This is a genomic window from Pseudomonas sp. PS02303, assembly GCF_029959925.1.
Classification (GTDB): Bacteria; Pseudomonadota; Gammaproteobacteria; order Pseudomonadales; family Pseudomonadaceae; genus Aquipseudomonas; species Aquipseudomonas mandelii.
In genome coordinates this window covers 1-7,991 of record NZ_JASCOM010000261.1, presented here as the reverse complement: position 1 = coordinate 7,991, position 7,991 = coordinate 1, and the positions used below count along the sequence as shown (strand labels likewise).

The window sequence follows — 7,991 nt, the reverse complement described above, 5'->3', positions numbered from 1 at the left end:
GGCAAGCCTCGCTCCTACAGATCTAGCGTCGTTCACATTCTCGGCGAACGGCACAAACCCGTAGGAGCGAGGCTTGCCCGCGAAGACTGACTAACAGTCACCAAACCTCGCAACCCTGTCCCCAATCTGCCAATCCCCGACATCCCCTCTAGGAGCAAATCCTGCAGAGGACTACAATCGCACCCCCGCCTCGATGGCTGATCTGCCCCGCCCATGTTGACCTGTTCCGTACACCCGCTGCCCTATCGCGCCAACCCCGCCGAGTACTTCGCGGCGATTTGTCATGCCCCCGGTGCCGTGCTGCTCGACAGCGGCCGGCCCACTGCTGATCGCGGGCGTTATGACCTGCTCAGCGCCTGGCCGCTGCAGCAAATAGCAGTATTGCCTGACGAAAGTGGCAGCGATTTCCTGCAACGCCTTCGCGACCATCTGGCACGACTGGGTGAAGCGGCAGTCTCCGATGAACTGCCATTCGCCGGCGGGCTGATCGGTTATCTGAGTTATGACTTCGGACGGCATCTTGAACACCTGCCGAGCCAGGCGCAGGACGACCTGCAATTGCCGGATGCGCGTTTCGGGCTGTACGACTGGGCATTGATCAGCGATCACCATTTGGCTACCAGTCAACTGGTGTTCCACCCGACACTGATCGACAGCGAGCGCCAGCGCTTGATCGCCTTGTTCAGTCAGCCTGCGGTTGAGCCGATCGAGCCGTTCAGTTTGAAAGCCCCGATGAAGGCCGACCTGAGCGCTGACGAGTATCGCCACGCACTTGAGCGCATTCAGCAGTACATCCAGGCGGGCGATTGTTATCAGGTGAACTTCGCCCAGCGCTTTCGTGCGCAATGTGCGGGTGATCCGTGGGCCGCGTATGTCGCGCTGCGGGCCGCGTGCCCGACACCGTTTTCCGGTTTCCAGAGCCTGCCCGACGGCGGCGCGGTGTTGAGTCTGTCGCCTGAGCGCTTCGTCAAAGTCAGTGAACGTCATGTGGAAACCCGCCCGATCAAAGGCACCCGTCCGCGTGGCCTGACGGCTGCCGAAGACGCCGCGAACGCTGCCGAACTGCTGGCCAGTCCCAAGGACCGTGCCGAGAACCTGATGATCGTCGACCTGCTGCGCAACGACCTCGGTCGCACTTGCCGCATCGGCTCGGTGCGGGTGCCGGAGTTGTTCAGTCTGGAAAGCTATCCGAATGTGCATCACCTGGTGAGCAGCGTGACCGGCGAACTGGCGGATGACCGGGATGCGCTGGATCTGATCGCTGGCAGTTTTCCGGGCGGATCGATTACCGGTGCGCCGAAGATTCGTGCCATGCAGATCATCGACGAGCTGGAGCCGACCCGACGTGGGTTGTACTGCGGCTCGTTGCTGTACCTGGACGTGCGCGGCGAGATGGACAGCTCCATCGCCATTCGCAGCTTGCTGGTCAAGGATGGGCAAGTGTGCTGCTGGGGCGGTGGCGGGATTGTCGCGGACTCGGAATGGCAGGCGGAGTATCAGGAATCGATTACCAAGGTGAAGGTTCTGCTCGACACCCTGCAAAACCTTTGATTCCGGGCTTTTGTGGCGAGGGAGCTTGCCCCTCGCCACAGGTTGTGTTTACAGACTTAGGGCCCGATTCGAAGCCTTGATGAACTCCTGCTTCAAGTCCTCAAAGGTATGCACCGCCGGGAACTGCGGAAACTCGCGAATCACATTATCCGGCGCATGAAACAGAATCCCCGCATCCGCCTCACCGAGCATGGTGGTGTCGTTGTAGGAATCCCCTGCCGCAATGACCCGATAGTAAAGACTCTTGAACGACAGAACCGACTGCCGCTTCGGATCTTTCTGACGTAACTGATAGCTCGTCACCCGTCCCGAATCGTCGGTGATCAAGCGATGGCACAGCAAGGTCGGGAAGCCCAGTTGACGCATCAGCGGCTGGGAAAACTCGTAGAACGTGTCCGACAGAATCACCACCTGAAACCGCTCACGCAGCCAGTTGACGAACTCGATGGCGCCGTCCAGCGGCTTCAGCGTGGCGATCACTTCCTGGATGTCAGTGAGCTTCAAGCCGTGCTCGTCGAGAATCCGCAGGCGCTGCTTCATCAGCACGTCGTAGTCGGGAATGTCCCGGGTGGTCGCCCTCAGGGATTCAATACCGGTTTTTTCAGCGAACGCGATCCAGATTTCCGGGACCAGCACACCTTCGAGATCCAGACAGGCAATTTCCACAAGACACTCCCATTTGTATTGATTATTGAGTCGAGCGAGTAAAAGACTGCCGAACTCTAGCGACTCAGGCTGCCCCGCGCAACGCACAGGGCGCGCCCGCCGCCGCAGGATTTTGTTACCATCAGCCCCATATAGAGCGCCCAGCGCCACCGACCTGTAGGAAGCCGCCCTGATGAGCCCATCGTTCGATGTTGTGGAACTCGCCACGACCTATGCCAACAAATCCGCCCAGGACATCCTGAAACTCGCGTTTGCCGAGTTTGGCGATGACCTGTGGATATCTTTCAGCGGCGCCGAAGACGTGGTGCTCGTGGACATGGCCTGGAAGCTGAACAAGAACGTCAAAGTGTTCAGCCTCGACACCGGTCGCTTGCACCCGGAGACCTACCGCTTCATCGATCAGGTGCGCGAGCACTACAAGATCGACATTGAGCTGGTGTCCCCGGACTACACGAAACTGGAGCCGTTCGTGAAGGAAAAAGGCCTGTTCAGTTTCTACAAGGATGGCCATGGCGAGTGCTGCGGCATCCGCAAGATCGAACCGCTGCGTCGCAAACTGTCGGGCGTGAGCGCCTGGGCCACCGGCCAGCGTCGGGACCAGAGCCCGGGTACCCGCAGCGCTGTTGCGGTGATGGAAATCGACACCGCGTTTTCCACCCCGGAACGCACCCTCTACAAATTCAACCCGCTGGCGCAGATGACCAGCGAAGAGATCTGGGGTTACATCCGCATGCTCGAACTGCCGTACAACAGCCTGCACGAACGCGGCTTCATCAGCATTGGCTGCGAACCCTGCACCCGCCCGGTGCTGCCGAACCAGCATGAACGTGAAGGCCGTTGGTGGTGGGAAGAGGCGACGCAGAAAGAATGCGGGCTGCATGCGGGGAATATCATCAGCAAGTCCAAGGCCTGAGCCCGAGCCGGGTGAATTCCCCTGTGGGAGCGAGCCTGCTCGCGATAGCGGTGTAACAGTCAACAATACTGTTGAATGCCCCGGCAAGCCGGTCTCACTCCCACAGGCTTAGTGTTCTGTTTTATAAATGTGTACACACGAATGTCACCATAGGTGCCATTTATGTGTGCACTTTTGTTTTCTGCGCCCCAAAAAGTTACACCCTCTTTTCCTGACTTCCCCAGTCGAGTTTTCCCACCTCCTCCGACGAAAAATAAATACCTGTTCAACCGGTCAATTTATATCGCCTTTTTTTCAGTTACTTATCGTGATTCATCAACAAAACGAAATGAGAACCTATTTTTATAGATCGGTAGCTGGCATGGATCTGGCTTAAGTGCATACATGTTTTGTATACAATCAACTCAAAACATACACACACTTAGATCCGCAAGCCTGAAGCGCCCTATCCCGTACAGGCTGCAGATGCCCCGTAACCAATGATGCTTTTGCCCGCGACGAAGATTTGTCGAGCTCACGCTCATGCACAGTCATCGCGACGCCAAGCTCGGAGCCTGCCGGAATGCGTACTAGCCTCTCCAATAACAACATCGCGCTGGATCTGCCCTCCTTTCCACCCACCGCTCAAGATCAAACTGTTCAAGAACCCGTGGTACTCAGCCCGCGCCTGCACAACAAGGACCTGGCGCCGACCAAGGCCGAAGGCCGACGCTGGGGCCGCTACAGCATCTTCGCCCTGTGGACCAACGACGTTCACAACATCGCCAACTATTCCTTCGCCATTGGCCTGTATGCGCTGGGTCTGGGTGGCTGGCAGATTCTGTTGTCCCTGGGGATCGGCGCGGCGCTGGTGTATGGCTTCATGAACCTTTCCGGCTACATGGGGCAAAAGACCGGCGTGCCGTTTCCTGTCATCAGCCGGATCAGTTTCGGTATCCACGGGGCGCAAATTCCTGCGTTGATCCGCGCCATTATCGCCATCGCCTGGTTCGGCATTCAGACGTACCTGGCGTCCGTAGTGTTTCGCGTGCTGCTGACGGCGGTGCATCCCGGCTTCGCCGACTACGACCACAACTCGATCCTTGGTCTGTCGAGCCTGGGCTGGGTATGTTTCGTGGCGATCTGGCTGGTGCAACTGGGCATCCTCGCCTACGGCATGGAAATGGTACGGCGCTATGAAGCGTTCGCCGGGCCGGTGATTCTGCTGACCGTCGCCGCGCTCGCCGCCTGGATGTACACCCAAGCCGACGCAACCATCGCCTGGTCGATCCGCGAGCCGCTGACCGGTGGTGAGATGTGGCGCAATATTTTTGCCGGCGGCGCATTGTGGCTGGCGATCTACGGGACGTTGATCCTCAACTTCTGCGACTTCGCCCGTTCATCGCCGTGCCGCAAAACCATCAAGGTCGGAAATTTCTGGGGCTTGCCGGTGAATATTCTGGTGTTCGCGGCCATCACCGTCCTGCTTTGTGGTGCGCAATTTCAGATCAATGGCCGGATCATCGAAAGCCCGACTGAAATCATCGCCTCGATCCCCAACACCTTCTTCCTGGTGCTCGGCTGCCTGGCGTTCCTGATCGTCACCGTAGCGGTGAACATCATGGCCAACTTCGTCGCCCCGGCGTTCGTGCTCAGTAACCTGGCGCCTAAATACCTGACCTTCCGCCGCGCCGGGCTGATCAGCGCAACCATCGCGGTGCTGATCCTGCCGTGGAACCTCTACAACAGCCCACTGGTGATCGTGTATTTCCTGTCCGGCCTCGGCGCCCTGCTAGGCCCGTTGTACGGCGTGATCATGGTCGACTACTGGCTTGTACGAAAAGGCCAGGTCAACGTGCCGCAGTTGTACAGCGAAGACCCCAACGGCGCTTATTACTACAGCCGTGGAGTCAATTTACGCGCCGTAGCGGCGTTCATTCCTGCCGCATTGATTGCCATCGTCCTGGCGCTGGTGCCGGGCTTCCACCTCGTTTCACCGTTCTCGTGGCTGATCGGCGCCGGGATTGGCGCAATGCTCTACCTGATCATCGCCAAGCGACAGCCCCATTACGCCGACGTCAGCGGTGAAAGCATCGCAGTCGACAACGTCTGCCACTAATCCACTCGCGGCCCGCCAGCGCCGGGCCGCAGAACCGCCCTGCAATAAGGACTACTCATGCGAATTCTCGTGGTCAACGTCAACACCACCGAGTCCATCACCCAGGCCATCGCCCGATCCGCCCAGGCGGTGGCCGCGCCGGGAACGGAAATCGTCGGCCTGACGCCCTACTTCGGCGCCGACTCCATCGAAGGCAATTTCGAAAGTTATCTGGCCGCCATCGCCGTAATGGACCGGGTCATGGCCTACGACCAGCCCTTCGATGCTGTGATCCAGGCCGGCTACGGCGAACACGGTCGCGAAGGCTTGCAGGAATTGCTCAACGTGCCGGTGGTGGACATCACCGATGCAGCGGCCAGTACGGCGATGTTCCTCGGCCATGCCTATTCGGTGGTCACCACCCTGGACCGCACCGTGCCCCTGATCGAGGACCGGCTAAAACTGTCGGGGCTGTGGGACCGCTGCGCGTCGGTGCGGGCCAGTGGTCTGGCGGTGCTGGAACTGGAATCCGATCCGCAACGGGCGCTGGAGGCGATTGTCCGTCAGGCGGAACTGGCGGTGCAGGAAGACAAGGCCGAAGTGATTTGCCTGGGCTGCGGCGGCATGGCCGGGCTGGATGAACAGATTCGCCAGCGCACCGGGGTTCCGGTGGTGGATGGCGTGACGGCGGCGGTGACCATTGCCGAATCGCTGGTGCGGTTAGGGTTGTCCACTTCCAAGGTGCGGACGTATGCGACGCCACGGCCGAAGAACATTATTGGTTGGCCGGGGCGGTTCGGGCGGTAGACCGCGTTATCGTTCATCGCGAGCAGGCTCGCATTGGATCTGTGTCGTTCACAAATCCCCTGCTCGCGAAAGCAGCGACTCGGTCTCAAGCCAGGCTCAAACCGCACTGAACCGCTGCACCCACCCCCGCTCTGCAAACTGCTCAATAATGAAATCCACAAACGCCCGGGTCTTGCCCGGCAGCAGTTTGTGTTCCGCGTAATAGATAGAAATGTTGCCGTCGTCGACATACCAGTCCGGCAACACCCGTTGTAACGTCCCGGCTTCCAGATACCCCACAGCAAACGGCATGCTTACCAACGCAATGCCCAACCCCTGCGCCGCCGTCGCACACGCCGCTTCCGAATCGCTCATGGTCATGCGCGCCTTCAGCGCCAGCGGGTTGTGTTGCTGAGTACGACTGGTCAATTGCCAGGAACGCACCCGACCGGTCTGTGGGGAGCGGATCAGGATGCCGTCGTGGTCCTTGAGTTGATCGGGCTCGACGATCACAGGCCGCGCCGCCAGATACTCCGCCGACGCCACCAGCACCCGATGCGCCGGCGTCAGCTTGCGCGCCACCACGCCTTGCGGCAGCTCAAATCCCCCACCAATCGCCGCATCGAAGCCCTGAGCGATCAGATCGACCTGCCGGTTGTCGAAATGCCAATCCGGGTTGATCGCCGGAAATCGCCGCAGAAACTCGGCCAGTAAGGGCACCACATATAAACGCCCGAACACCGTGCCCATGCTGACTTTCAATGTTCCCGCTGGCCGACCCTCAGCGCTGGCGAGGTTGGCCACCGCATTCTGGATCGTGTGAAGGCTGGAACTGACTTCGCCGAGAAACAGGTGACCTGCCTCGGTCAGCGTCAGGCTTCGCGTGCTGCGCTGGAACAGCCGCACACCCAGCCGGGCCTCAAGCTTGGCAACACTTTTGCCCACCGCCGCCGGGGTCAGGCTCAACCGTCGCGCGGCTTCGGCGAAGCTGCCAACCTCGGCGCTGCGCACGAAGCATTCGATACTGCTGAAGGTTTCCATAGGCGCCACTATAAACTTCTGGTTTACACAGACTATCGCAATTGCCGTCTACACAGCGTGTAATCCGCAATCAATACTAGGCTCCATCAACCGAGGCATCTCGCCTCGGGACTTCGGAGATCGTTATGACTACTCAGAACCTCAGCGGCAAAGTGGCTTTGATTCAAGGCGGGTCCCGCGGCATCGGCGCCGCCATCGTCAAACGCCTGGCCGCTGAAGGCGCAACCGTTGCCTTCACCTATGTCAGCTCCACGGCCAAAGCCGAAGCCTTGCAAGACAGCATCACCGGCAATGGCGGCAAAGCCCTCGCCATCAAGGCCGACAGCGCTGACGCCGAGGCCATTCGCCGCGCCGTGACCACCACCGTAGAAACTTTTGGTCGCCTCGACATCCTCGTCAACAACGCCGGCGTGCTGGCCGTTGCGCCACTGGAGGATTTCAAACTCGAAGATTTCGACCAGACCCTGGCCATCAACGTGCGCAGCGTGTTCATCGCCACCCAGGCCGCCGCCAAACACATGACTGAAGGCGGTCGCATCATCAACATCGGCAGCACCAACGCCGACCGCATGCCCTTCGCCGGTGGCGGCCCTTACGCCATGAGCAAATCAGCGCTGGTCGGTCTGACCAAAGGCCTGGCCCGCGACCTCGGCCCGCGCGGCATCACCATCAACAACGTGCAACCGGGCCCGGTCGACACCGACATGAACCCGGCCGACGGTGACTTCGCTGACAGCCTGATCCCGCTGATGGCGGTGGGCCGTTACGGCACTTCCGAGGAAATCGCCAGCTTTGTGGCCTATCTGGTCGGGCCGGAAGCCGGTTACATCACAGGGGCGAGCCTGACCATCGACGGTGGTTTTGGCGCCTGATGCGCTAGACGCAATCACAATGTGAGGGCGAGCCTGCTCGCGAAGACGGTGCGTCAGGCGACATTGATGTCGTCTGACCTTCCGC

7 protein-coding genes are annotated in these 7,991 nt (G+C 59.9%); 5 read left to right on the top strand and 2 right to left on the bottom strand.

Annotated features, from left to right (window positions below):
* Window positions 1–213 precede the first annotated feature (213 nt).
* Window positions 214–1,551 carry an aminodeoxychorismate synthase component I gene (gene pabB / locus QMX98_RS29610; RefSeq protein ID WP_282411803.1) on the top strand — a complete coding sequence of 446 codons (1,338 nt, stop codon included), beginning with the start codon at window positions 214–216 and terminating at the stop codon, window positions 1,549–1,551.
* A gap of 48 nt (window positions 1,552–1,599) precedes the next feature.
* Here the strand turns inward: pabB and thrH are convergent, their stop codons facing one another.
* The gene (thrH, locus tag QMX98_RS29605; RefSeq protein WP_010456561.1) at window positions 1,600–2,217 is read right to left on the bottom strand and encodes a bifunctional phosphoserine phosphatase/homoserine phosphotransferase ThrH; all 618 of its coding nucleotides are present in this window, start codon (window positions 2,215–2,217) and stop codon (window positions 1,600–1,602) included.
* Window positions 2,218–2,389: 172 nt separating this feature from the next.
* Here thrH and QMX98_RS29600 point away from each other — a divergent pair, with 172 nt between their 5' ends.
* The 3 genes from QMX98_RS29600 (at window position 2,390) to QMX98_RS29590 (ending at window position 6,014) form a co-directional block, all read left to right on the top strand.
* A complete protein-coding gene (locus QMX98_RS29600; RefSeq protein ID WP_010456562.1) occupies window positions 2,390–3,130 on the top strand; it encodes a phosphoadenylyl-sulfate reductase in 741 nt (246 codons plus the stop codon).
* 562 nt (window positions 3,131–3,692) lie between these two features.
* Complete coding sequence (locus QMX98_RS29595; protein ID WP_077748186.1) at window positions 3,693–5,228, top strand: NCS1 family nucleobase:cation symporter-1; 1,536 nt, start codon at window positions 3,693–3,695, stop codon at window positions 5,226–5,228.
* A 57-nt stretch (window positions 5,229–5,285) separates the two neighbouring features.
* Window positions 5,286–6,014: an aspartate/glutamate racemase family protein gene (locus QMX98_RS29590; protein WP_010456567.1), complete on the top strand. Its 729-nt coding sequence runs from the start codon at window positions 5,286–5,288 to the stop codon at window positions 6,012–6,014.
* Window positions 6,015–6,110: 96 nt separating this feature from the next.
* Here QMX98_RS29590 and QMX98_RS29585 read toward each other — a convergent pair whose 3' ends face one another.
* Window positions 6,111–7,034 carry a LysR family transcriptional regulator gene (locus QMX98_RS29585; protein ID WP_282411802.1) on the bottom strand — a complete coding sequence of 308 codons (924 nt, stop codon included), beginning with the start codon at window positions 7,032–7,034 and terminating at the stop codon, window positions 6,111–6,113.
* A 125-nt stretch (window positions 7,035–7,159) separates the two neighbouring features.
* Between QMX98_RS29585 and QMX98_RS29580 the strand changes: the two genes are divergently transcribed.
* A complete protein-coding gene (locus QMX98_RS29580; protein WP_083376053.1) occupies window positions 7,160–7,906 on the top strand; it encodes a 3-oxoacyl-ACP reductase family protein in 747 nt (248 codons plus the stop codon).
* Window positions 7,907–7,991 lie beyond the last annotated feature (85 nt).